The organism is Halodesulfurarchaeum sp. (assembly GCF_036626455.1).
Taxonomy (GTDB): Archaea; Halobacteriota; Halobacteria; order Halobacteriales; family Halobacteriaceae; genus Halodesulfurarchaeum.
Map to the genome: position 1 here is coordinate 16,120 of NZ_JAZKRK010000001.1, position 22,559 is coordinate 38,678.

The 22,559-nt window shown below is 55.8% G+C and carries 24 protein-coding genes, 1 tRNA gene and 1 pseudogene; 16 read left to right on the forward strand and 10 right to left on the reverse strand.

Features of this window, described 5'->3' with window-relative positions; translation table 11 throughout:
• Positions 1-41: 41 nt before the first annotated feature.
• From srp19 to V5A26_RS00100, 3 genes are all read left to right on the forward strand, one after another.
• A complete protein-coding gene (gene srp19 / locus V5A26_RS00090; protein WP_332319983.1) occupies positions 42-323 on the forward strand; it encodes a signal recognition particle subunit SRP19 in 282 nt (93 codons plus the stop codon).
• Entirely contained in the window at positions 323-559 is a 237-nt protein-coding gene (locus V5A26_RS00095) for an H/ACA ribonucleoprotein complex subunit GAR1 (RefSeq protein WP_332319984.1), read from the forward strand. Before srp19 ends, V5A26_RS00095 begins: the two co-directional genes overlap by 1 nt.
• 85 nt (positions 560-644) lie before the next feature.
• Complete coding sequence (locus tag V5A26_RS00100) at positions 645-1,634, forward strand: presenilin family intramembrane aspartyl protease PSH (protein WP_332319985.1); 990 nt, start codon at positions 645-647, stop codon at positions 1,632-1,634.
• 37 nt (positions 1,635-1,671) lie between these two features.
• Here V5A26_RS00100 and V5A26_RS00105 read toward each other — a convergent pair whose 3' ends face one another.
• Positions 1,672-2,235 carry a class I SAM-dependent methyltransferase gene (locus tag V5A26_RS00105; RefSeq protein WP_332319986.1) on the reverse strand — a complete coding sequence of 188 codons (564 nt, stop codon included), beginning with the start codon at positions 2,233-2,235 and terminating at the stop codon, positions 1,672-1,674.
• 51 nt (positions 2,236-2,286) lie between these two features.
• Here V5A26_RS00105 and V5A26_RS00110 point away from each other — a divergent pair, with 51 nt between their 5' ends.
• From V5A26_RS00110 to V5A26_RS00140, 7 genes are all read left to right on the forward strand, one after another.
• The gene (locus V5A26_RS00110) at positions 2,287-2,856 is read left to right on the forward strand and encodes a GNAT family N-acetyltransferase (protein WP_332322150.1); all 570 of its coding nucleotides are present in this window, start codon (positions 2,287-2,289) and stop codon (positions 2,854-2,856) included.
• Entirely contained in the window at positions 2,843-3,826 is a 984-nt protein-coding gene (gene fen / locus V5A26_RS00115) for a flap endonuclease-1 (protein ID WP_332319988.1), read from the forward strand. The genes V5A26_RS00110 and fen overlap by 14 nt, the downstream gene beginning before the upstream one ends.
• Positions 3,827-3,876: 50 nt before the next feature.
• A complete protein-coding gene (locus V5A26_RS00120) occupies positions 3,877-5,286 on the forward strand; it encodes a class II fumarate hydratase (protein ID WP_332322151.1) in 1,410 nt (469 codons plus the stop codon).
• Positions 5,287-5,346: 60 nt separating this feature from the next.
• Positions 5,347-5,808 carry a PH domain-containing protein gene (locus tag V5A26_RS00125; RefSeq protein WP_332319990.1) on the forward strand — a complete coding sequence of 154 codons (462 nt, stop codon included), beginning with the start codon at positions 5,347-5,349 and terminating at the stop codon, positions 5,806-5,808.
• The gene (locus V5A26_RS00130; protein ID WP_332319991.1) at positions 5,798-7,333 is read left to right on the forward strand and encodes a PH domain-containing protein; all 1,536 of its coding nucleotides are present in this window, start codon (positions 5,798-5,800) and stop codon (positions 7,331-7,333) included. The genes V5A26_RS00125 and V5A26_RS00130 overlap by 11 nt, the downstream gene beginning before the upstream one ends.
• A gap of 24 nt (positions 7,334-7,357) precedes the next feature.
• On the forward strand, positions 7,358-9,226 hold the full coding sequence (gene gatE, locus V5A26_RS00135; protein WP_332319992.1) for a Glu-tRNA(Gln) amidotransferase subunit GatE: 1,869 nt from the start codon (positions 7,358-7,360) through the stop codon (positions 9,224-9,226).
• 62 nt (positions 9,227-9,288) lie between these two features.
• On the forward strand, positions 9,289-9,783 hold the full coding sequence (locus V5A26_RS00140) for a phosphate-starvation-inducible PsiE family protein (RefSeq protein ID WP_332319993.1): 495 nt from the start codon (positions 9,289-9,291) through the stop codon (positions 9,781-9,783).
• On the opposite strand, the gene V5A26_RS00145 is transcribed toward V5A26_RS00140, so the two are convergent.
• Entirely contained in the window at positions 9,772-10,254 is a 483-nt protein-coding gene (locus V5A26_RS00145; protein WP_332319994.1) for an Lrp/AsnC family transcriptional regulator, read from the reverse strand. The two genes, V5A26_RS00140 and V5A26_RS00145, sit on opposite strands and share 12 nt — an antisense overlap.
• Positions 10,255-10,546: 292 nt before the next feature.
• Between V5A26_RS00145 and V5A26_RS00150 the strand changes: the two genes are divergently transcribed.
• Entirely contained in the window at positions 10,547-11,572 is a 1,026-nt protein-coding gene (locus V5A26_RS00150) for a DMT family transporter (protein WP_332319995.1), read from the forward strand.
• On the opposite strand, the gene V5A26_RS00155 is transcribed toward V5A26_RS00150, so the two are convergent.
• Positions 11,573-12,328, reverse strand: a complete 756-nt coding sequence (locus tag V5A26_RS00155; protein ID WP_332319996.1) for an RNA methyltransferase — start codon at positions 12,326-12,328, stop codon at positions 11,573-11,575.
• Between the two features lie 55 nt (positions 12,329-12,383).
• Positions 12,384-13,388 carry a hypothetical protein gene (locus V5A26_RS00160; RefSeq protein ID WP_332322152.1) on the reverse strand — a complete coding sequence of 335 codons (1,005 nt, stop codon included), beginning with the start codon at positions 13,386-13,388 and terminating at the stop codon, positions 12,384-12,386.
• 210 nt (positions 13,389-13,598) lie between these two features.
• On the opposite strand from V5A26_RS00160, the gene V5A26_RS00165 reads away from it, so the two are divergent.
• The gene (locus V5A26_RS00165) at positions 13,599-14,306 is read left to right on the forward strand and encodes a 6-hydroxymethylpterin diphosphokinase MptE-like protein (protein WP_332322153.1); all 708 of its coding nucleotides are present in this window, start codon (positions 13,599-13,601) and stop codon (positions 14,304-14,306) included.
• Positions 14,307-14,378: 72 nt separating this feature from the next.
• Here the strand turns inward: V5A26_RS00165 and rpl12p are convergent, their stop codons facing one another.
• The 4 genes from rpl12p to V5A26_RS00185 form a co-directional block, all read right to left on the reverse strand.
• A complete protein-coding gene (gene rpl12p / locus V5A26_RS00170) occupies positions 14,379-14,717 on the reverse strand; it encodes a 50S ribosomal protein P1 (protein WP_332319999.1) in 339 nt (112 codons plus the stop codon).
• A 5-nt stretch (positions 14,718-14,722) separates the two neighbouring features.
• Entirely contained in the window at positions 14,723-15,778 is a 1,056-nt protein-coding gene (locus V5A26_RS00175; protein WP_332320000.1) for a 50S ribosomal protein L10, read from the reverse strand.
• Positions 15,779-16,417 (reverse strand): 50S ribosomal protein L1, encoded by a 639-nt coding sequence (locus V5A26_RS00180; protein WP_332320001.1) that lies wholly within the window; start codon positions 16,415-16,417, stop codon positions 15,779-15,781. It lies immediately after the preceding gene.
• Positions 16,418-16,547: 130 nt separating this feature from the next.
• Positions 16,548-17,024 (reverse strand): 50S ribosomal protein L11, encoded by a 477-nt coding sequence (locus tag V5A26_RS00185; RefSeq protein WP_332320002.1) that lies wholly within the window; start codon positions 17,022-17,024, stop codon positions 16,548-16,550.
• Positions 17,025-17,153: 129 nt separating this feature from the next.
• Between V5A26_RS00185 and V5A26_RS00190 the strand changes: the two genes are divergently transcribed.
• On the forward strand, positions 17,154-18,266 hold the full coding sequence (locus V5A26_RS00190; protein ID WP_332320003.1) for an OBG GTPase family GTP-binding protein: 1,113 nt from the start codon (positions 17,154-17,156) through the stop codon (positions 18,264-18,266).
• An 18-nt stretch (positions 18,267-18,284) separates the two neighbouring features.
• Here V5A26_RS00190 and dph5 read toward each other — a convergent pair whose 3' ends face one another.
• The gene (gene dph5, locus V5A26_RS00195; RefSeq protein ID WP_332320004.1) at positions 18,285-19,055 is read right to left on the reverse strand and encodes a diphthine synthase; all 771 of its coding nucleotides are present in this window, start codon (positions 19,053-19,055) and stop codon (positions 18,285-18,287) included.
• An 85-nt stretch (positions 19,056-19,140) separates the two neighbouring features.
• On the opposite strand from dph5, the gene V5A26_RS00200 reads away from it, so the two are divergent.
• The 3 genes from V5A26_RS00200 to V5A26_RS11390 all read left to right on the forward strand — a co-directional run bounded on the left by V5A26_RS00200 (position 19,141) and on the right by V5A26_RS11390 (position 20,955).
• Positions 19,141-20,142: a class I SAM-dependent methyltransferase gene (locus V5A26_RS00200; protein WP_332320005.1), complete on the forward strand. Its 1,002-nt coding sequence runs from the start codon at positions 19,141-19,143 to the stop codon at positions 20,140-20,142.
• 73 nt (positions 20,143-20,215) lie between these two features.
• A tRNA-Thr gene (locus V5A26_RS00205) sits at positions 20,216-20,289 on the forward strand.
• A gap of 519 nt (positions 20,290-20,808) precedes the next feature.
• Positions 20,809-20,955: a DUF7563 family protein gene (locus tag V5A26_RS11390; RefSeq protein WP_442908711.1), complete on the forward strand. Its 147-nt coding sequence runs from the start codon at positions 20,809-20,811 to the stop codon at positions 20,953-20,955.
• 206 nt (positions 20,956-21,161) lie between these two features.
• Here the strand turns inward: V5A26_RS11390 and V5A26_RS00210 are convergent.
• Positions 21,162-21,773, reverse strand: a pseudogene (locus V5A26_RS00210) (RNA-guided endonuclease TnpB family protein); the annotation flags it as partial.
• Positions 21,774-22,559 lie beyond the last annotated feature (786 nt).

A 22,559-nucleotide genomic window follows, 5' to 3' on the forward strand; every position in this document is an offset into this window, starting at 1 on the left:
TCCGTCAATGTTTACCCGATGGGTGGGCTAATCCAACCAACATGGTGGAAAACATCATCTGGCCGGCCTATTTCGACGCCGATCGTTCTCGAAGCGAGGGGCGCAGGGTGCCGGAATCGCTTGCGGTCAGCGAGCCCACCGTCGATGAGATAGCAGAAGCGGTCCGACAGGTCGGGTACGACGCGCTGATCGAACCCGATGTGGCCTATCCACGGAGTCACCGAGAGGAAACCGGCCGGGTGGCTGTGTCCAATGCCGATGATTCGGGGAAAAGTGACCTGCTTCAGGGCGTTGCCGCCTACGTCCAGGCCCTTCGAGACTGATGGACCGTCTTGGCACAGTTCATCGTATCGCTGGCAATCTACTCGTCCTCCGAGCTGCCTCAGCTGACCCGGCACCGATTGGGGCGACCGCGATCGATGAAAATCTCGACACAGTCGGCCGAGTCGTGGACGTTTTCGGTCCGACCTCGAAGCCGTATCTGGCCGTGACCCCGAGCGAGGCGATATCACCTGCGGGGCTGGTGCAGAAGCCGCTGTACTGGCGTCCGGACCGCTGAGTCTTGTACTGGAAGCGGCGGACTGATTGTTTTCTCGCTATGAGAGAACGGAAGGGCCAAGAACCGGACGACAATATCACTGACAATGAGTGACCGTCGACGAGTTGGGCTGGCCCTACTTGGTGCGCTGGGCTTTTTCCTTGCGGTGCAACTTGGTGCGCTCTGGCTGCAGACTCCGTTTGCCGCCGCCGGGTATCAGGCCGTCGAGGACCCGGGTAATCCGGCGAACTCGGTGTTTTACATCGGCGTTTTGCTAATTGCGACGGTTGGTATGTTGGCACTGTTGAAATACGAACTGACCCGTGTCCTCCGAGCCTTTATCGTGCTTACGAGTGGGCTCATTTCGGCATACGTTTTCTCCGTGTTCGTCCCTCCAATCGTCGGAGAACCTGGGACACTCCATCTGGGAGCGCTTCTCGGAGGTGCGGGTATCGTCGTCGGGTTGGCGTTCTATCCTGAATGGTGGGTCATAGACACGGCCGCGCTCATCATGGGTATGGGTGCAGCGGCGCTGTTCGGGATCAGTCTCGACGTGTTTCCGGTGCTCCTCCTTCTCACGGCGCTTGCAGTATACGACGCCATCAGCGTGTACGGCACGGAACATATGCTCACACTTGCCTCAGGTGTGATGGAACTCCGAGTTCCGGTACTCATCGTCATTCCCACGACCCTGTCCTTCTCGTTTCGAGAACTGGCAGCAGAAATGGCGAATGAGGACTCCGAATTCGAGTCCGAGGAAACCGACCCAGCCACCGGGTCCGAAACTGATGACCCCCTCGATCGGGACGCCTTCTTCATCGGCTTGGGCGACGTGGTTATCCCCACGATACTCGTCGTCAGTGCGGCAACGTTCTTTGAAATGCCGACAGTTCTCGGCGTGGAACTCGCTTCGGCGGGCGCAATCTGCGGGACGCTCGTCGGGCTCGGTGCGCTCCTCTATTTCGTCATGAAAGGTCGTCCACACGCGGGGCTTCCCTTGCTCAATGGCGGCGCAATAGGGGGATACCTGCTTGGCGCCCTCTTGGGGGGACTTTCGCTCGTCGAGGCCCTCGGTATTGCCCAGTATCTCGGTTGAAGGGCAGCCACCGATCACGGTTTACAAGTGGTGTCGATTATGCCGTCTTCTTTCCGACGACAGTATACACAAACCCGAGATCCAAGACTTTCGCTTCCAGCCCAGCGTCTTCCAGGATTTGTGCGAGTCTTGGGGCCGAGAAAAACGTTGATTCGAACCCGACGAGATGTTCGGCAAACGCAAGTCCACGCCCTCGAACTGTCGTCGGATCGAAATCCCGAATGACGATGACGCCTCCGGGTCGAAGTACTCGGTTGACCTCCTCAGCAACGGTCTCTAGGGCCGGAAGATGGTGAATCGCGTCCACGGAAAGGACGGCATCAACGCTTTCAGAAGTAAGCGGAAGCGAGCGGACATCGCCTTGAACAGTCGGATAGCCGTTGGAATCTGCCTGTGTGAGCATCGGTTGGCTGGCATCGAAAATGACAGTTTCCGGGGCGATAGCCCGGGCAGCCCGACCGGTTCCACCACCTAGATCAACAATTTGTTCGATGAGGCCAGTGGCCCGTCCAAGACCGTTTTCGAGAGGTTTTGGGTCGGTCTCCGGGAGGAGCAGATCGTAGAGAGGCGCAAATCGGTCGAAATACGGAACGTCGTGCACACTCGGATAATGGGGATGAATCCTTATGAGTCGCGTGTTAACGGCGAGATGATGGAATACGTTGTGCTTGGAATGCCGGCAGAAGGGCCAACGCTAACCCTTGACTGGCAACGGTTCAGTTATGCCGGCAAATTCGAAATGAGTTCAACTGGGAAAGCCGTGGTCTACGATCAGGACGAAATCGTCGCGGCAGCAGCGTTCAACGAGGATCGAGAAACTCAGAGCCATGCCTGGATTCGGTATCTCACAGTCCGATCCGATCGGCAAGGAGAAACCCTTGGGTCACACCTCGCCACGAGTGTCAAAGAGACACTCCTCAACCGGGGATACAACCAGGTTACCATCGCAGTCAACAATCCTCGAGCGTATCGGGCCCTCTACAAGGCGGGATTCCATTTTACAGGGCGAGAAACTGGCATTGCCGAGCTCGTTCTCAAATTTCCTGGGCCGAGAGAACCGGCCACCTATCGAGACGGCTTACAACGTTTTGCCCAGCGTGAACTACCTGAGGAGGATGAACGTCTCTTGGAAAGCTGGCTCGAAGATGGGACCCCACCGGAGACAGTGAACGGTATTCCTATGGCCCCCTCGACCAAAGCGGAGGACAATGGGGCTTGCTGATCTCCGACAGCTCGCGGTGCTTTCCGAAGTCAGCTACGACGAGTTGGACGGGGATGTCGTAGCCGTGGACGCACACAACTGGCTGTATCGATATCTCACGACGACGGTCAAGTTCACCAACGAAGACGTCTACACCACCGAGGACGGAGCGGAAGTGGCCAACCTTATCGGGGTCGTCCAGGGCGTACCGAAGTTCTTCGAGCACGATCTCACACCAGTGTTCGTCTTCGATGGCGGGGTAACGGAACTCAAATCGGATGAAGTCGAGCGGCGACGGGAGCAACGTGAGGAAGCCGTCGCACAAATGGAAGAAGCGAAAGCAGCGGGTGACCCGATCGCTGCTGCGAGACTCGAATCGCGAACCCAGCGATTGACGGACGTGATTCATGAAACGACGCGGCAGGTTCTCGAACTCCTCGATGTTCCGGTCGTCGAAGCGCCCGCGGAGGGTGAGGCCCAGGCGGCTGCAATGGCAAGAAACGACCCGGCGGTCGATTATGCAGGGAGCGAGGATTATGACACCCTCCTGCTTGGAGCCCCGTTGACGCTCCGGAAACTTACAACGAGTGACAACCCCGAACTGATGGATTTCGAAGCGACACTCCAGAAACACGACATCACCTGGAGCCAACTCGTCGATATCGGAATTCTCTGTGGGACCGATTTCAACGACGGTATTCACGGATTCGGTCCGAAAACAGCTTTGACCGCAGTGAAAGAGCATGGCGACCTCTGGGGAGTGCTGGAGGCAGAAGACGAGTATATCGAATATGTGGATCGTATCCGTGACCTGTTTTTGGACCCGAACGTCACCGAAGAGTACGACCTCGATACGGGTATCGACCCGGATTTGGACGGAGCCCGGGACTACGTTACTGACCAGTGGGAGATCCCGACAAATGAAGTCGAACGTGGGTTCGAACGGATTGAATCGGCCGTGGTCCAGACCGGCCTCGATCAGTTTACCTGAGTCTGCGGAACGGCAACGGGATTTACGTGGGCAGTCGACGAAAGGCCACCATGACAGAGGATTCTGACGAACGGATCGAATCGGACAGCCTCGGCGACATTGCGGTGCCATCGGACGCCTATTGGGGGGCCCAAACACAACGGGCCATACAGAACTTCCCAATCAGCAACCAGCAGATGGACAGGCGGTTCATTCGAGCCCTGGGCATCGTCAAGAAAGCGGCCGCGACGGCCAACGAACAATTGGGGCTCATTTCACCCGAAACTGCGTCTGCGATTCGGGAAGCCGCCACCGAGGTCATCGACGGCGAACACGACGATCAGTTCCCAGTAGACGTTTTCCAGACCGGGTCCGGGACCTCGACGAATATGAACGCGAACGAAGTAATTGCCAATCGAGCCGCTGAGCTCATGGGGGCTGCTATCGGGAGCAAGTCGGTCCATCCGAACGATCACGTGAATTTCGGACAGTCCTCGAATGACGTGATCCCGACCGCGATGCATATTGCCGCTTATGAGGCAATCGAACACGACGTCGAACCCGCGCTAAAAACCCTCGAACAGCGTCTAGCTGAGAAAGAAACCGCGTTTGATGATGTGGTGAAAACGGGGCGGACCCACCTCCAAGATGCAACACCCGTCAGGTTGGGCCAAGAATTCGGCGGTTATCGGACCCAAATCGAGAAAGGGTTGGACCGAATCGGTCGAGTCAAACCGGAACTTGGCGAACTTGCACTTGGAGGCACTGCCGTCGGAACCGGTCTCAATACCCATCCGGACTTCCCAGAACTGGCCGTCGAGGCGATCAATGAGGAAACCTGGCTGGAATTCCAGGAAGCGGACAATCACTTCGAAGCGCAGGCGGCGCACGACGCAATGGCTCATGCCCACGGTGCGCTTCGAACTGTCTCCGGTTCACTTCACAAAATCGCGCATGACCTCAGACTCCTGGCATCTGGACCGCGAAATGGGCTTGGCGAACTCGTTCAACCCGAGAATCAACCAGGGTCATCGATCATGCCTGGAAAGATCAATCCCGTAGTCGCCGAATCGATAAACCAGATCCACGCCCAGATCGTGGGGAACCATGCCACGGTGGCATTGGGTGGTGCCGGCGGTCAACTGAATCTCAATCTCTACAAACCGGTTCTCGCGACGAATTTTCTCCAGTCTGCTCGGTTGCTTGCGAACGGGGCCGAAACCTTCGCGAATCGCTTCGTCGCCAAACTCGAAGCGAATGAGGAGACATGTTCGGACCAGGTCAATCAAAGCTTGGCCCTTGGAACGGCTTTGAATCCCGCGATTGGGTACGATGCGGCCGCAGAAGTCGCGAAAGCGGCTCTCGAAGAGGGGCTTTCGATCCGCGAAGCAGCCGTCAACCGTGGCTATCTGACCGAATCTGAGGCCGAGTCAGTTATCGACCCGATTGCGATGACTGAACCCGGAATTCTCACCGACTAAGGCCGTTTGACTCGTTCGAAGACCCGGTCATTCAAGGGGATGGGTCGCCCGGGTTTCGCTATGGAACGTCTCAACGCTCGGGTCCAGATCATCTGGGGCCTCATAGCCCTGCTCGCAGGCGCGGTCCTCGCAGCAGCGGTCGCAGGGGGTCTCATCTGGTTCGATTTGGGCCAGCCCTCCATTGCCGTTCTCGTATTCGCACTGGTCGCAGGTCTGCTGCTCGTCCATGCACACCTTCGCTACCGGATTTGGCGATTCGATGTCCAAACTGATGCCCTCTTTCTACACAGAGGCGTGTTGACCCGTGTTCGAACGGTGGTTCCGTATGTCCGTGTGCAGCACGTAGACACCCAACGAAACCCTCTCGAACGGACCATCGGGCTGAGCCGTGTCGTGGTCTATACGGCAGGATCCCGTGGTGCGGACGTGACGATCCCCGGCCTTCGTCCTGAACGGGCCGAATCGCTTCAGGAGCAACTCCGGACCCTTGCAGGGGAAAACGACGCAGACGATGGCGTCTAAGCTCCATCCGCTCTCGGTCCCGATCCGCGGTGGGGGCCGTGCACTGGGATTGGCGGTTGCTGGATCGGTGCTGGGTTCGATGGTCCAGGAGCCGTTGCGGGCGATGGATATTGCACCTCGCTGGGTTCCACTCGGCCTCGTGTTAGCCGTTCTCTTCGGTTTGGGTGCAATCGGCTACGAAATCCTTCGATACCGAGTATTCACGTACGAGCTGACCGAGGAAACGCTCAACCTCGAATCCGGAGTTCTGTATCGGCGTGAGCGTGAAATCCCGCTCGGGCGAGTCCAAAACGTTGACATGACCCGGTCGATCGTCCAACGAGCCCTGGGAATCGCCGCGGTCGACATCGAGACAGCAGGCGGGCAATCGACCGAGGCAAGCTTCAAGTATGTCTCATTAGCTGAAGCGAAGCGGTTGCAGGAAGGCATACGGACTCGAAAGCAAAGAATCGAATCCGAAACCACCGCCGAGTCCGACGAAGAGGGGGTGTCCAGACCCACACCTGAAGCCGAAGCGGAAACCCTCTTTGCGCTTGATGACGAGTCTCTGGTCCTTTACAGCCTGCTTTCCTTCGACCCGCGAATGCTCACGGTCTTGTTCGTGATCGTCCCGACGCTCTCACCCTTCGTTTCCCCGTATATCGAGGGCCAGGGGATGGCAGTCCTCCTTGGGATTGGGTTCTTCCTGTTGGTACTCGCTGCCCTTGGCGTCTGGCTCATGAGCGCATTTGCCAGGTTCATTGGGTACTACGGGTTCACTCTGACCAGAGTGGGCGAAGAACTACGCTATGAACGAGGATTGCTACAGCGATACGATGGGAGTGTTCCCGAGGACAAGATCCAGACTATCGTCATCGAAGAAAACATGCTGATGCGGTACTTCGATTACGCGTCATTGTCGATTGAAACGGCCGGTTACGGTCCTGGAGCCGAAAACGGGTCGGAATCGGCCGTTCCGCTGGCCAGGCGGGCAGACCTCCTCGAATTGGCCCGGAATGTCGAGGCGTTCGGGGAACTCGAATTCGAACGCCCAGCCCCGGAAGCCCGCCGCCGCTACACCGTCCGATATGCAATCGGTGTTACTGCACTGATCGCTATCGCATTGGTTGTGAGTCGGCAGTTGACACCAATTCCCTGGTACGGGATCGTGGTTCTGTATCCGCTCGTCCCGTTTGCGGCCCGGAAAAAATGGCAGCATCGGGGCTGGGGGCTTCCAGATGGGTATATCGTCACCCGAAACGGGTTCTGGCGGCGACAAACCCACGTTGTTCCGAACTTCAGAGTGCAAACGATCATCGACAGCCGGACGATTTTCCAGCGTCGGTGGCAAATCGGAACGGTTGTCGTGGACACCGCCAGTTCGGGCGGCTTGGTCTCTCAAGGGGCCCAGGCGATCGATATCCCAGACGGGCGAGCAGATACACTTCGTGAGGACGTCGAAAACAGGTTTCTCGTTGCGCTCGGAATTTATTCGGACCCAGATAAAAACGCGTCAGAGAATCAGCCTGAGACTGAACGATTTTAACCCTGCCCCTCAGATGGGTTCATAATGACCGGGTACGACCCCGCGGATCTCGGACTGGTTGCCGGTCTCGAGATTCACCAACAACTCGACACCGACTCGAAGCTCTTCTGTAGTTGCCCAACGACGCTACGTGAAGAGAGCGAGGCCGCACATCGCTTCAATCGATATCTGCACCCGACACCCAGTGAGTTGGGAGAGATAGACGAGGCCGCCCTGGAGGAAAGTCGGGTCGATAGGGAATTCGAATATCTCAGCTACGACACGACCTGTCTCGTCGAGGAGGACGACGAACCGCCCCATCCGATGGACCAGGCGGCACTCGAAACAACGCTCGAAACAGCCCAACTCCTGGCAATGACACCGGTCGACCAAGCCCATGTTATGCGAAAAGTCGTGATCGACGGATCGAACACCTCCGGATTTCAACGGACCTCACTGATCGCGACAGACGGTTATATCGAAACCGAGGATGGAAAGGTGGGTATCGAGGACTTGATGCTCGAAGAAGAGTCCGCTAGACGAGTCGAGGAGACGGAATCGGGAGTCGTTTTTTCACTCGATCGACTCGGTATTCCACTCGTCGAAATCGGGACGAAACCCGATATTTCGAGTCCGGAACAGGCCCGTGAAGCAGCCGAGCGAATCGGAATGATACTCCGCTCGACCGGGGCAGTCAAACGGGGATTGGGAACGATTCGCCAGGACGTCAACGTCTCAATCGAAGAAGGTGCACGAGTCGAAGTCAAAGGGGTCCAAGATTTGGATGGGATCGAAGCGATCGTTCGGGGCGAAGTCGACCGACAGGGTGAACTCCTCGAGATTGCCGGCGAACTCCAGGACAGGGAGGCATCAGTCGGCGACGTGCAAGCGGTTACAGACGTTTTTTCGGAGAGTGAGTCTGGTGTCATCCGAAGCGCACTTGATACCAACGGTGCCGTGTACGCAGTGCCGCTCTTTGGCTTCGATGGGGTTGTCGGGTGGGAAATCCAGCCCGACCGTCGACTTGGAACTGAGCTCTCGGATCACGCCAAACGGAACGGCGCCGGCGGTATTTTCCACACGGACGAACTGCCAGCCTACGGAATCACGGAGTCCGAAGTGAGTGAACTCGAAGAAGCAGTGAATGCTGGCGAAAACGACGCGGTAGCGATCGTGGCGGCCGAAACCGAAACCGCAGAACTCGCTATCGAAGCCGCTGCGGAACGAGCAGTTACCGCCATACAGGGTGTTCCGGAAGAAACTCGAGACGCGAACGAGGATGGAACGACTTCCTATTTGCGACCGCTTCCGGGAGCGGCCCGCATGTATCCCGAAACCGACGTGCCTCCTGTCGAAATTGATCCAGCGACCGTCGAACCACCCGAATTGCTCGACGAGAAAGTCAACCGCTACGTCGAAGAGTTCGACCTGGATCCGGGACTGGCTGATCAAGTCGCGTTTGGACGGAACTTCCCGGCATTCGAACAGGCTGTTGAACAGGGCGTCGATGCCTCACTCGCTGCGACAACGATTGAGTCGACTACCACGGAACTTCGCCGAGACGACGTTCCGATAGATCGCCTTCGAACCGGTCATTTCCTCGATGTCCTTGGGTTGGTTTCAGACGGCGAACTTGCGAAAGAGGGAGTCGGACCGGTACTCGAAGAACTGGCCGAGGATCCGTCCCTAAATGCTCAAGCCGCTATCGAAGCAGCGGGATTGGGTGGTGTCGACAAGGATGCGGTCCGAAACGCCGTCATTGACGTCCTCGACCGAAACCGCTCACAAGTAGCAGAGGACGGAATGGGCGCCTTTTCCGCTCTCATGGGCGAAGCCATGGGCGAGTTGCGAGGAAAGGCAGACGGTGAAGTCGTGTCTGAAATACTCCGAGAAGAAATACAAAAACAAATCTGAAGGGGCACTTGACCCGATGTTTTACGAGGGTTACCTTCGATATCACCACATAGAACAGTCATATGGCCGATACGAAAAACGAGGAGAGTGAGACGGCGTCCGATGCAGAGTGGCCGGACCGAGTTGCGGGAGGAATCAGTTCGTTCATCCAGGTCATCGAACTGGCCGCTGCGGGACTGTTTGCACTGCTTTTCGGGATCGGGGTCCTCGATTTGGCCTTCCAGATCGCTCTAACGGTTCCAACAGGTGGGATCACAAACCCACTCGTCGTTATCGGGTTCATCGAAACCGGGTTGCTGTTGCTCATCATCGTTGAAGTGTATCAAACGGTCGTCGCCTATGTGAGACAGAACGATACCCGCCAGATCGTCCGTTTAGTGATTTATACCGGCGTTATCGCCATGGTGCGGAAAGTAATCATTTTCCGAACGTCCGAATATCCAAGTGTCAATGACGCCTTACTCGCGGCGGTCTCGTATACCGTAATTATGTTTGGTCTCGTGAGCCTGCTGTACGTCGAGCGGAAACTTGCAGGGCCAGATATCTCAGTCAACTAAAGCCCCAGTGAGCGTTTCGAGATCGTAGGTCGCGGGGGCTCGTGATTCATCACGCATCGTCGAAACGACGAACGTCGAGTTAGTTCGGTCGACTTCCGGGATCGACTCGAAATCCGCAATAATGCCCTCGACACTATCCGAGTCTGGAAGTCTCGCAAGCACAATGAAATCGGTTTCGCCCATCGTGAAAAATACCTGTGTGACACCTTCGATGTCCAACAGGTCCTCCTGCATCTCTTCGGACGTCCCGTCATAATCCGCCAGGACTTCGAGGATGATAGTGACGTCCAATCCGAGTGCCTCGTGGTCGAAGTCATAGAGGTCGTTTTCGATCACCCCTGCTTCCCGGAGGTTGTTCAGCCGGTAATGGATCGTCGAAACGGGAATGCCAGTTTCCTCGTGGAGTTTGTCCGGACTCCCCGTTTCGAGGTCGGAGATCGCTTTGAGAATGGCAACATCACGCTCGTCCATCAGTACTCACCTGCTTTTGGAGCCCCGGCCACTTAACCTGTCCTCCCGAGGTACGGTAAAACACCCTCACTTACGGATCAGACGACCAACGCGCACTCGAAGTTTTGCTTCGAGAGGTCGTGGGCCTCGATGATTCTTCGAGAGGCTGTTAATCTTAATTCAAATATCCCTGCCGGACCAACACGAGTCTCCAACTATCCTACCACTATCCACCTTAATCTCGGTATAGTTTTAGGGTTTTAGTATATCTTCGTAGAAAGTTTTAAAACACTACGCAATTTTCGTAATAGTAATGAGAGTTTCAGAAATACTTCGGAGTCCCCAGGGAACGTTGGGGCTGTTCTTGCTCCTGGCGCTATTCTGGGGGAGTTCCTTCGTAGCAATCGAAATCGGTCTGCACGAATTTCCGCCGCTTCACTTCGCAGGGATCCGCTACCTGCTCGCGGGCGGACTCATCATGGCTGTCGCCGTCCTTTCAGCACCGGTCATCATGCCTCAGAATCGGACTGACCTCGCCCTGATAGGAATTGTCGCGTTCTTCATGATCTTTGCCAATCACGCCTTTCTCTATCTCGGCGAACAGATCGTCTCGGGTGCGGTCGCTTCGATCGTCCTCAGCCTTGCTCCAGTGCTGACGTTGGTGTTTGCCAGTCTCACTCTCGAACGCGGCCTGCCACGACTTCACGAGATCACCGGGTTCGTTTTGGGAATCGCTGGAGTCATCATTATCGCCCAACCCGATCCAGGATCACTCGACCCAACTTACCTCAAGGGTATCGCATTCGTGCTCCTTGCGGCTGTGAGTTTCGCCGCTGGCGGAGTGCTTTCACGGACCGTGAGATCCGGCCTTCCGATCGAAAGCGTCCAGGCTTGGGCCATGTTGGCCGGGTCGATGATTCTGGTGGCTGGGGGTCAGTTCAGGGGCGAATCGATGGTCGGACTCGAAATCTCGACCACCGGTTGGATTTCCCTCGTGTATCTCGTGATATTCTCCGGCATCCTGGCGTATCTCATTTACTTCAGCCTACTCGACCGTGTCGGTCCGTCACAGCTCAATTTGGTGGGCTATCTCGAACCGATGACGGCCGCACTCGTGGCCTGGCTTCTCCTCGGGGAAACGATTACGCTCACCATGATCACGGGTTTCGTCCTGATCATGCTGGGGTTCACGGCGATCCGTCGCGATCTTGTGGTAACAATCCTCGATGCGCCATATGCCAGATTCATCAAAACAAGCCAACAAGTCGTGACAAAAATCGTCGATAAGGATCCGTTTCAGCGAAACCCAGACCCATACAACATCGGTCGCAAACGATAATTACTCGGTTTCGAATCGGCGGTCCGACGCTGCCCGGCGCATAACCCCGCGGAGCGTCACGAGTTCCTGTCCAGTCGGATGTACCCGACCGAAAAGTCGACGAATCAATCGACCGGTTTTCGCCCGTTTTTCGGGTGGATATTCGATCTCTTCCAGAAACGTCTCGGCGTGATCGTGAAACCGCTCTACTTCCTCGGGATTCGCATACGACTCGTCGCGTTCTGGCAGTTGGGAGTCTCCCAGCACTAACTCTTGAAGCTCGTACAAGACGATCGTCGCCGCCTGCCCGAGATTGAGAACGGGATAGTCCGGATTCGCCGGGATAGCAGCCACCTCGTCCAACATCAGGAGTTCTTCGTTATGCAACCCCGTCGGTTCGCGACCGAAAACAAGTGCCGTTGGGACAGCCGAAATCGGGAGGGAATCCGCGAGTTCTTGGGGTGTTGTAAATGGAAACCGAACGTGACTCGAGCCGTCCTCGTTCGTGACAGCAGTGAATCCAACCGTGTGATACTGGTCGGTTACGGCTTCAAGGGTTGTTTCGCTTGCATTCGGGAGGATGTCTTCGCGAGCCTGACCAGCGTAGCCATAGGCCTCACCCTCCGGGTCGAGTTCCGGGGGATCAATCAAGCGAAGATCGGAAAATCCGAAGTTCTTCATCGATCTGGCGATGGTTCCGACATTTCCGGGTGTTTGGGCGTCCACGACGACGACCACTGGGGGGTCCACGCCGTCGCCGCTGGCGGAATCGGCCATGGATACATTCGTCTATGAAGGAACAAAAACCCGCTGACCGGCTCGGACACTCCGGTCAGAAGAACTCAGCAACCGATTGGGCGTACGTCTCCGGGGAAACGTCGATGACACTCTCGTCGTGAATCGTTTCGAAGAACGTAGCATCGCTCCACGCGTATTCCTCGAAGACGGATCGGGCGACAACGTCGACGTGGGGCCGAATCGAGTTGTCGTCGAAGAGGTGGAGGCCGAAATTGAAACTATTGAGTCCGATATCGGCGTACTGAGCCAGTACGTTGGTGATGCCCGTTCCGAACGACTCGACAAATGACGCGTCCGCATCTATCAGGCCAGGTTTCGGTGTAATTCCTCGAACGTGGCGATGATGTCGAGGCGCGAACGGGGCCATCCACTCGACATCCCCGACGGTGCCGATATGCCGATTCCCCTTGCGACTTTCCTCCAGCAGGTCCCCGAAGTAATCACCGCCAGAATCTCGTGCATACTCACGCGCGCCTTCGAGCCTGGCCTGCTGGGTCGTCGTCCCTCGGTCGTCAACAACCGTTTGCACATGGGGATGGATGATACTGGACCCAGCAGACGGAAGGAGGTTCATATTGATGGAAGCGACCGTCGCTTCGGCGTCTGCCTCGAAGACGGCATGAACGTATTCAAGCGCTGCTCGAAGCCCGTCAGTGAGGATCTCTTCGGAGAGTTCGTCGAGAGGAACGTAATGATCCTCCGTCAATACGACGACATTCGAATGGGACGCATACGGATTCAGGTTTGGGAACGAAGTTGCTTCACCCTCCGATCCACGGTCGAATCCCACGAAATCCGGGTATTTTGGCGTCGCATCCGCAACCGTATCCGGACAGAAGAAACAGCCCGATGGATCCGTGACTGAGTCTTCAAGTTCGCCGACATCTTCCGGTTCGATGAACGCATCCGGGACGATTCGGGTTTGCCGACCAGTTATGGGGTCTTCGCGGACTGTGACCTCGATGTCCGTTTCGGCGAAGTCCTCGAGTGGATTGTAAAACGTTGCCGTTTGGGTCTCACTTCGAAATTCGATCGACATATCTTTCCCAAGGGCCGGCATTTCAAAAAGCTATGTGGCAGGATTTGACCCCCCGCCTGCCCCCGTCATCGGCGTATTCTACAAGAAAACTTATACCGGATGAGGTTAAATCGAAGATTGGAGGCCGGACCCCTTGGGTAGGGGTACAATCGGTCGGGGTCTCCGGCTCAAACCAGGGTTCCTACATATTTTGACCGCATAGCTATTGCCATGAAGTTCGAGACGTGGGGGCCGATTTATCAGCTGGTCGTTCGGGATTTTGAATACGATCCCACGGCAGACCGACGTGCACGGGACGTCTTGGATGATCTGAGCACTGTCTTTGACTTCGACCGGCTCGACTTTGCCGGGGAAACCGTTGCCATTGCAGGTGGGAGCAAAACCCTCGAACGTGAATTAGAACAGGTTCGAACAGCGGATCGCGTAATCGCTGTTTCCAATGCCGCTCGAGTACTTCAGCACGCAGGCATTTCTCCAGATTTGGGCATCACAGATCTTGATAAGGCACCCGAAACCCACATTACACTCAGCAAAGCTGGAGTTCCAATCGGCATCCATGGGCATGGGGACAACATTCCGGCAGTCAAACGGTACCTACCACGGTTCGATCAAAACCATGTATTTGGTACCACCCAGGTCGAACCCACGGAACGGGTCGTGAACTTCGGCGGATTCACTGACGGTGATCGGGCCGCCTTCTTGGCGGACCATTTTGGGGCTGACCAACTCACTTTCCCGGGGTGGCAGTTCGACGATGCAACCGTCTCGATGGAAAAAAATCGGAAACTCATGTGGGCTGGGCGATTGCTACGATGTCTCGAACGGCGACGCCACGAACGGTTTCCGGTTCTCGACGGCATGAGAGAAGAACTTGAGGACTTCCCGGGCGGCGAGTCGTGGAATTGCATTGACGAGTGAGGATGGGCGACTCACCTCTTGATAGTCACTGACGGCTCCGGTGCAACGAAAAAAGTGGGTTCCGCTGACGGATTAGCCGAAGAGGTCGCCCAGGCCCTCGCCCGAGGCTTCCTCCTCTTCCTCTTCAGCTTCCTCCTCTTCCTCAGCTTCTTCTGCTTCTTCTTCCTCTTCCTCTTCTGTGTCTTCTTCCTCGGCTTCGGCCTCAGCGCCCGCACCTGCTGCGGGGGCCGGGGCTGCGGCAGCCTGTGCGACTGCCTCCTCGATGTCGACGTCCTCGAGGGCGGCGACCAGGGCCTTGACACGGGACTCTTCGACGTCCACGCTTGCGGACTCCAGGACGTCGGTCAGGTTGTCTTCGTTGATCTCTGCGTCGGCTTCGTTCAGGATGAGTGCTGCGTATACGTATTCCATGGGTGTTATCCGAACATTTCTCCAAGGCCTTCGCCGCCAGCGTCCTCGTCGTCATCGTCCGTTTCGATGTCTTCGTCAGCTGGCTCGGCGTCTGCCTCGTCGGGTTGGTCGTTTGTCTTTGCGGCTGTGTCGGGTGTCTCAGCGACATCGGCCCCGCCAGGAGGCTCAATGTCGGTGAGTTCCTCGGGCAACGCGTCCTCGTCCTCGATCTGGGACGCAATGGCTTTGACCTGATCGTCGGCCGTCGAGACCAGGTCGTCCATGAGGTCCGGACTTTCAATTGCTGCCTGCAACCCGAGACTCTTCGCTTCGCCACTTGCTTTCGCGAGCAGTGGTGGCAGTGATTCCGTGGTCGGGATAGCGGCATTGACTGCGAGGTTGCGGCCAGTTGCTGCTGCAGCCTCGAAGTCTGCTCGGTAGTCCTCGACGTCGATTTCGAGTTCGTCGGCTTCGAAGAGCACGCCGTTGGCAAAGACGGCTCGCAAGTCGAGGCCGACCTCTTTTGGCTCGATATCAAGTTCACCAAGGACGCCCGCAAGATCCTGCGTCACGCGATCTCCGCTTTCGGCCACCACGCTGTCTTCCAGAACCTTGATCGATCCTTCGTCGATTCGGGCTGCGGCTCCGACGTTCTGTAGGTCACCGACGAAGGGACCGGGGTCCATTCCCGTGTCGCCTTCCTCGATAACGATGTCGTCCGGGGCGTTTTCGCCCGCGCTAATGGGAGCTGCAGTTTTGGACTGTTCGAGTTTGCGGTACAGGGCAAACGGATTCTCGTTGGTCCCAACCAGTCCAACGTGACCAGAGAGGTACGAAACGAGATCTCCGAACCCTTCGTCGATGGCGTCCAGCGCACGCTCCAAGAGCGTGTTTCGGCTCATTCGGAGCATAGCGGTGCCGTACAGTTCGGCCCGCATTTCCTGCAGTTGTCTGCTCGGGATGCCCTCGATGTCGATGATGCCGACACTGTCATACGACTCGATGAGTGAAACGAGGTCCTCGACTTCCGACCGTTTCCATTCGGGAACCTTTTCGGTGGTGTGTTCGGCTTCGGCCGTCATTTAGGTCACCTCGATGGCGGGTCCCATTGTAGTTTTCACATACACGGAATCCACGTTAAGTGGCCCTTTTTCTAGGTCCGCGTGGAGTCGGCGAAGGATCACGTCGATGTTCTCGGCGACGTCCTCGGCCGACATATCTTCGGCGCCCACACGCGTGTGGAACGTTCGGCGATCACCACTACGGATCTGGACGCTGTTTTTCATTCGATTCACTACCCCGACGATGTCATCATCCGGCTGTAGGGGTGTCGGCATCTTCCCTCGGGGGCCTAACACGGTCCCCAGGTAGCGACCGATGTCCTGCATCATTGCGGCTTCCGCCACGAAGAAATCGGTTTTGGCGGCAAGGTCTTTGGCGGCATCGTCGTCGTCACCGAGGTCCTCGAGATCGGTTTCGTCGAGGACTTCCTCGGCGACGTCCTCGGCCTGGATGGCCGTTTCGCCGGTCGCGAAGACAATAATCGAGGTCTCCTGACCGGTTCCTTCCGGAAGGACGACGCTTTCGTCGATACGATTCGATGGGTCATTTAGGTCGATATCACGCAAATTCACGGCGAGGTCTACCGTTTCCCGGAACGCTCGCTCCGGGGCCTCGTCGAGTGCGCGAATTACGGCCTCTTCGATAGCAGAGTCTGCCATTTTTCACCTCCGTAGTCTACGACCTTCTCAGGTCAGATCTCCTACGGGTCAGTGAAACAGGCGATGCCTGTCTCGCCTGAAGAAAGGGTTCGAAGCTAACTTAAACCCGTCGAACCGTCCAGCAGCCGGCTCAAGCCTCAAGAGCGTCGTCGTACTCGCCGTCGTCGACTCGCTGTTTGAACGTTCGTGCGTCTTCCCCTTCGATGGTCACACCGAGTGAGACACAGGTCCCGGCCACTTCTTTGGCCGCGGCTTTGACTTCGTAGGAGAGCAGATCCGAAACCTTCTGTTCAGCGATGGTTTTCACCTGCTCGACCGAGAGGTCGGCCACGAAGTTCGTTTCTGGGTCACCGCTTCCGGTTTCGAACCCTGCTTCGTCCTTGATGAGCGCCGCTGTCGGTGGAACGCCCACCGATATTTCAAAGGCGCCGTCGTCTTCGTAATCAATCGTCACTGGGACCTCGGTTCCGTCAAACGGTGCCGTCTCGTCGTTGATATCTTGGACAACAGCTTGGACGTCAACTGGGGTTGGTCCCAGTTCTGGTCCGAGTGGCGGGCCCGGGTCGGCCTCGCCGCCAGCGACGAGGATTTCGATCGTATCAGCCATATTGCACGCCAGTCGATGATCGGGTTTAACCCTTGTCTTTTCCGTGAAGGAGTGATCGGTACGAACCGATACTGGTGCACTCGCCACAAGTGGACAACCTTTTCGGCATCTGCCGAATAGCCGGAAGTAATGGGACTTGAAGAGGAGATCGAGGCGCTCGAGGAGGAGATCGCCGAGACCCCCTATAACAAGTCCACGGAGTCCCACATCGGCCGCCTCAAAGCGAAACTCGCGGAGAAGCGGGACGAACTCGAAACCCAGCAGGAATCGAGCAGTGGCGGCGGTGGCTATGGCGTCCAACAGTCCGGTGATGCAACAGTTGCACTCGTCGGCTTTCCGAGCGTTGGAAAGTCGACGTTGATCAACGCGCTTACGAACGCGGACAGCGAGGTTGGAGCCTACGATTTCACCACGCTGGACGTGAATCCGGGGATGCTCGATTACCGGGGTGCCAACATCCAATTGCTGGACGTTCCCGGTCTTATCGAGGGTGCAGCAGGGGGTCGCGGTTCGGGTCGAGAGGTGCTCTCGGTCATCCGAACTGCCGATCTAATCGTGTTCATGCTCTCCGCGTTCGAAATAGACAATTACGATCCCTTAGCTGAAGCCCTCTACCGGAACGATATTCGGTTGGATAGGGAACCACCGTCCATCACCGTTCGGAAGAAGGGGAAAGACGGAATCGACGTCAACGCCTCGACTGAGCTTTCCCTCGACGAGGAGACCGTAAAAAATGTGCTTCGCGAACACGGCTTCGTCAACGCCATCATTACGATTCGTGGGGATCCAGACATTGACGAACTTGTCGACGGAATCATGGACAATCGTGTCTACCTTCCCTCACTCACAATCGTGAACAAGGTCGACCTCATCGATCCAAGCTATGCGGAGACGATGCGAAACAAAATCCGGGAGCACGATATCGACCCGACAGAAGCGATTTTCATCAGTGCGGAGAAAGATCGGGGACTCGACACACTCGTCGAACGCCTCTGGGAAGAACTGGGCTTGATCCGGATCTACATGGACAAACCCGGTCGAGGCATCGATTACGAAGATCCACTCATTCTCAAGCGCGGTGAAACCGTCGAAGACGCGCTATCGAAACTTGGTGGGACCTTGGACGAACGGTTCCGATTTGCTCGTGTGACCGGACCTAGTGCGAAACACGACGAACAACAAGTTGGCCAGGATCACTCGCTGAAGGACGAAGACGTTTTGCGAGTGATTGTGCGTCGGTGAATTGCCGGATCACAGCCGTTACTCCAGGAGTGAGGAGGGCGCATTGGCGAACGCTTCGAGCGCGTCTCTTTCGATCGGGTGGAGATCTCCGGGAATGATGAGCAGATGTGGTGCCGGCCCAAAGGTATCCTCCGCGAGTTCGTCGACTCGATCGGCCACAACGACCGGATCCGGACTTCCTGCCTGTCCAACGACGACTCCAAGCATATCTCCACGCCAGTGTGTTGCGAGGAGCGAAGCAGCCTCGGAACCTGACAGCAGGTCATCGGATTCTGCTTTGATATCTAAATACGCGATCGTGTGTAGGCCACGCTCGAGGTTGTCCTCGATCGTCTCGATAACCGACTGTGGAACCCCATCGCCGCCGTGAGCCCACGGAAACGGAATCGTCGTTGCTTTCCCGAACCTGTAGTTTTGAAGCCCGGTCAATCCGCTCGCAGCCGTTTGCACGGTGGGGGCATGAACGATTTGGGTATCAAGTCCGCGTTCATGTGCTCGAAGACGAAGATCCACATGCGTCGTTGAGACAGTAGGGTCGCCAGCGGTGAGAAAGACAGCGGTTCCTGACTCTGCGGCATCCAAAATTGGTGCTGGATCCTGTTCGACTCCGGCACGGTCACGAACCTTGATCGATACGTCATGATACGACTCGAGATCCGTCACGGTTGCGGCGACCAGTTCACTTGTGTAGAATTCGGCGAAGACGGCATCGGCCTCCCGTATCTTCTCTCGGCCGTCGACTGGCACGGACCGCTCGTCGTAGAGCCCCAAACCGACGAAACTGAGCATACATCATTTCCAAGGGGAAACGGGGTAGGCGTTTCGACCGGGGGAAAACGCCACCTGTAAGCCAACCCAGGTCCCACACTCGTTCATGGCAGTCCCCTGTGTTCGCGTCAAGCGATCCGCAGGCGAGTTGACGAGGCATCGGCTCGCAGACGCTGGATTACTGGCCGAACAGTGGGACCTCGATGCAGAGGATGAGTATGTGTACATACCCGTTTCCGACCCGACAGCAGTGCCAGAAGATCTAACCGTTGTTCCCTACGACCCGCCAGTGCGGGAGACCCAAACGATGCCGGCAGACGTGCTCGGTACGGAACCGAGCTACGAGCGTCTCGGGGATTTGGCCATCATTGATGTAGATGAGCCCGAACATGAACAGAACGTCGCGGATGCCCTCTGGAAATCAGATCTCCCAATCGACGGCGTGCTCAATCGGGCGTCAAAAGTGAAGGGACAAACACGGACCCGGGATTGGGACGTGCTTCGGGGGGATTCGACCCGAACTGTCCATCGAGAATACGGGTCCGTGTTTGCCCTCGACCTGGACGAAGTGTACTTCTCACCTCGACTCGCCACCGAACGACATCGAGTTATCCAGCAAGTTACGGAGGGAGAGCACGGTTTCGATATGTTTGCCGGGGTTGGACCATTCGCGATCCCAATGGCCAAAAAGGGGGCGACGGTCGTCGGCTCAGACGTGAACGAAACAGCGATCGAATATTTTCGGGACAACGCTCGTCGAAACGGTGTCGAAGATGAAGTAACTGGAATCGTGGGAGATGTTCGCAACCTCGCCTCGGAGTACGAGAACTGGGCCGATCGAATCATCATGAACCTGCCACATTCGGCGAACGAATTCCTCGATACAGCAGTGCAACTCGCCAGTGATCGAGCAGTGCTGCATTATTACGATATTCAACACGAGTCGGCACCCTTCGAACCAGGTGAAACTGCGATTCGGAATGCGGCCGAACCGTCCTACGAGATGTCTGTCGAAACTCGACATGAAGTGCGGACCTATGCACCACACGAGGTCAACATCGTCCTCGATGTCGAACTCCAACGTGTGGACTCAACAGAGGCGGAGTGATCCCGCTGCTTGCATCTGATCTGGTCCGATCGCAAGTCTTATTCCTGCACTGCGAATACTGAGCAATGTCCGCGCCGGTGTAGCTCAGACTGGTAGAGCGAATCCTTCGTAAGGATTAGGTCAAGGGTTCAAATCCCCTCACCGGCTTTCTCTAGATGTTCAAAGCCTGAACGACAGTACCCCCGGAATTCAGCGCTTGTTATAGGCATATCCGATTTTTACTTTGTTAGGAAACTGTTAGGACAGGTTTTTGCCCCAAGTAACTCAGTATTTAGGGATGCGTGAGTGGTTGTAGGTATCCAAACAATCATCCAGTAGGGTGATGGATAGCAGATATCATTCTATATCAAAACGTGAAGTTTGAATTGACCGCGTTTCGAAGGCGATCAATATGAGTCCGAGAAGAGATCACTTACACTGAGTTGGGTTGTACTTCTCATAAAATGGATATTCATATGGAAGGCGTGGTGAGTGGACAACAGCATACGTTTGTCGTTCTTCGGCTTCCGCTCAAAACCCCTTGTGAACCGCCTCGGGGTAAAGTCGTTCGAGAATCGAAGATTCTCGGGATCACGGAAATCTTCGATTTCCGAACGACCCCAAGGCACTTGGCCTCCTCCGCCTGTAGATGGCCAACGTTTTCCCCTTCACTATCGTGGGACATGTATGCCCACATGTCGGAACTGTGGTTCAGCGGTGACTGAAGCCTACGTGAGAGTCTTCGCGCCAAACGGGGAAACGCAACCTCGCGTGTGTCCAAACTGTGAGGACAAGATCCGAGAGAAGGGCGGTGTTCGAGAGAAGCATAATTAGTCCTTGCAGTTATGGAAAAATTCGCGATTTTCTAAAGCTGGCCGTCGCATAGGTCGTCACAAAATGTCGCTTGTAAATAATCATTCAGAGTTCGCTATCGCCCCTATTTCTGCGGTCCCTTTACGCGTCCTGACGGCCTTGCGGACCGACATCGTCCGATTGCCCCACTGACTCGTCGTCCCCATTTTCCGACTCATTGGTTCTGATTCGACACCTACAGTCTTCTCACCGGGAGTTTCAGATACCTCTATTTCGACTTTGCACACGAAATGTAGTTCCCACTCGTCATCAGTCCAGACGGCTCGCACTTGTTGGACGTTCTCCACGGTGGAGAGGTCAACGTCCGGTCTGGTCTGGTACTCGCAAAGCATGAACTCCGACCAATACTCATTCAGGTTAGACCCCTTGGAAAGCCGGACACGGCTGTACTGAGTGTCGTGTTTGAAGCCGGCGGCTTTGAATGTAATCGTCGAACGCGAGTGGTTGTCGCCGTGTTTGCGATACTTCGGCGGGTTCGCTTTCAGGTCTCCGTTTTAGCGTTTGCTGTACCAGCCGGTGAACGCTTCAGTGAGTTCTTGAGGGACTCACGGACTTGACTGTGAATGGAGGTCATCATACCGTTCGTGGGAGTTGAGGTCCGCGGTGAGTTCAGGGTGACCGGGGATGTGACCGAGTTCGCTCCACACACGATCGCAGTCCCACCGTCCGACGTTCCAGAGTTTCGACGCGGCGAACCCGAGGGCATCAAGCTCGTCTTGGACCCGTGACTGGTCCCGAATTGAGGCAGTATAGGTGCGGGTGACGACCTGTTTCGCCATACATAACCGATGTGGATAAAGTTAGTTAATGATGCAGATTGTCAGCGAATATCCAGCCATGCAATTGGACGGTGGAAGGTGTGGTGGATTATTGGATTCATCCCCGTGCTAAAGCAAGGGGCTTTTTCCTCGTACTTCCGTAGATTTCCGGACTTCGTCCTCTAATTGTCCTAAACCCTCAAAATAACTGATCAGGAATTGAAGGACGCAAATCGAAATCGTCGAAATATCACGACGCTTTCGAGATCAGTACCGATTGCGCTGACGATTTGTCTGGATGATCTGGATGTTCTGAGTGCGGGAGCTATTCCCGGACTGGGCTGATTTCAATAGTCCCGATGCAAATCGACTGATGGATAAATCCAACATAACTGGATTAAGCCACAGTAGGTAATAAGAATTGTGATTTAAATTGGATGGTACTTAGATAATTAAATTGGTTTTCGATTTAACTCTAAGCATAATTTGCCGTTTCTTTCAGCAAGGTGAGAAAAGACTAGAGAGTGAAGCTACTGGAATATGACTGGACCTTGTCGATACACTCGTGGATCGCTATAATAGCAAGGTTCACATCGAAGATAACGAGCCTGAATGGACGATTTTCATCGCAGAAATCCCGGTTGTAGAATAAAATAGCGATGATTGACCAATAATCGATCGTTGATCAAGCGATACTGCCGTTTTTGTAATCTGGGCGGTCTGGATTTTCTCACAAAATATTAGCTTCGAATCAAAACTTCTGGTAATTCATTAGAACCATCATAAATTTGAGTATATTTAAAACCT

Coding starts and splice junctions, on each gene's coding strand:
- srp19 (WP_332319983.1), top strand. CDS start 42: ATGGTGGAAAACATCATCTGGCCGGCCTATTTCGACGCCGATCGTTCT.
- V5A26_RS00095 (WP_332319984.1), top strand. CDS start 323: ATGGACCGTCTTGGCACAGTTCATCGTATCGCTGGCAATCTACTCGTC.
- V5A26_RS00100 (WP_332319985.1), top strand. CDS start 645: ATGAGTGACCGTCGACGAGTTGGGCTGGCCCTACTTGGTGCGCTGGGC.
- V5A26_RS00110 (WP_332322150.1), top strand. CDS start 2,287: ATGGAATACGTTGTGCTTGGAATGCCGGCAGAAGGGCCAACGCTAACC.
- fen (WP_332319988.1), top strand. CDS start 2,843: ATGGGGCTTGCTGATCTCCGACAGCTCGCGGTGCTTTCCGAAGTCAGC.
- V5A26_RS00120 (WP_332322151.1), top strand. CDS start 3,877: ATGACAGAGGATTCTGACGAACGGATCGAATCGGACAGCCTCGGCGAC.
- V5A26_RS00125 (WP_332319990.1), top strand. CDS start 5,347: ATGGAACGTCTCAACGCTCGGGTCCAGATCATCTGGGGCCTCATAGCC.
- V5A26_RS00130 (WP_332319991.1), top strand. CDS start 5,798: ATGGCGTCTAAGCTCCATCCGCTCTCGGTCCCGATCCGCGGTGGGGGC.
- gatE (WP_332319992.1), top strand. CDS start 7,358: ATGACCGGGTACGACCCCGCGGATCTCGGACTGGTTGCCGGTCTCGAG.
- V5A26_RS00140 (WP_332319993.1), top strand. CDS start 9,289: ATGGCCGATACGAAAAACGAGGAGAGTGAGACGGCGTCCGATGCAGAG.
- V5A26_RS00145 (WP_332319994.1), bottom strand. CDS start 10,254: ATGGACGAGCGTGATGTTGCCATTCTCAAAGCGATCTCCGACCTCGAA.
- V5A26_RS00150 (WP_332319995.1), top strand. CDS start 10,547: ATGAGAGTTTCAGAAATACTTCGGAGTCCCCAGGGAACGTTGGGGCTG.
- V5A26_RS00155 (WP_332319996.1), bottom strand. CDS start 12,328: ATGGCCGATTCCGCCAGCGGCGACGGCGTGGACCCCCCAGTGGTCGTC.
- V5A26_RS00160 (WP_332322152.1), bottom strand. CDS start 13,388: ATGTCGATCGAATTTCGAAGTGAGACCCAAACGGCAACGTTTTACAAT.
- V5A26_RS00165 (WP_332322153.1), top strand. CDS start 13,599: ATGAAGTTCGAGACGTGGGGGCCGATTTATCAGCTGGTCGTTCGGGAT.
- rpl12p (WP_332319999.1), bottom strand. CDS start 14,717: ATGGAATACGTATACGCAGCACTCATCCTGAACGAAGCCGACGCAGAG.
- V5A26_RS00175 (WP_332320000.1), bottom strand. CDS start 15,778: ATGACGGCCGAAGCCGAACACACCACCGAAAAGGTTCCCGAATGGAAA.
- V5A26_RS00180 (WP_332320001.1), bottom strand. CDS start 16,417: ATGGCAGACTCTGCTATCGAAGAGGCCGTAATTCGCGCACTCGACGAG.
- V5A26_RS00185 (WP_332320002.1), bottom strand. CDS start 17,024: ATGGCTGATACGATCGAAATCCTCGTCGCTGGCGGCGAGGCCGACCCG.
- V5A26_RS00190 (WP_332320003.1), top strand. CDS start 17,154: ATGGGACTTGAAGAGGAGATCGAGGCGCTCGAGGAGGAGATCGCCGAG.
- dph5 (WP_332320004.1), bottom strand. CDS start 19,055: ATGCTCAGTTTCGTCGGTTTGGGGCTCTACGACGAGCGGTCCGTGCCA.
- V5A26_RS00200 (WP_332320005.1), top strand. CDS start 19,141: ATGGCAGTCCCCTGTGTTCGCGTCAAGCGATCCGCAGGCGAGTTGACG.
- V5A26_RS11390 (WP_442908711.1), top strand. CDS start 20,809: ATGCCCACATGTCGGAACTGTGGTTCAGCGGTGACTGAAGCCTACGTG.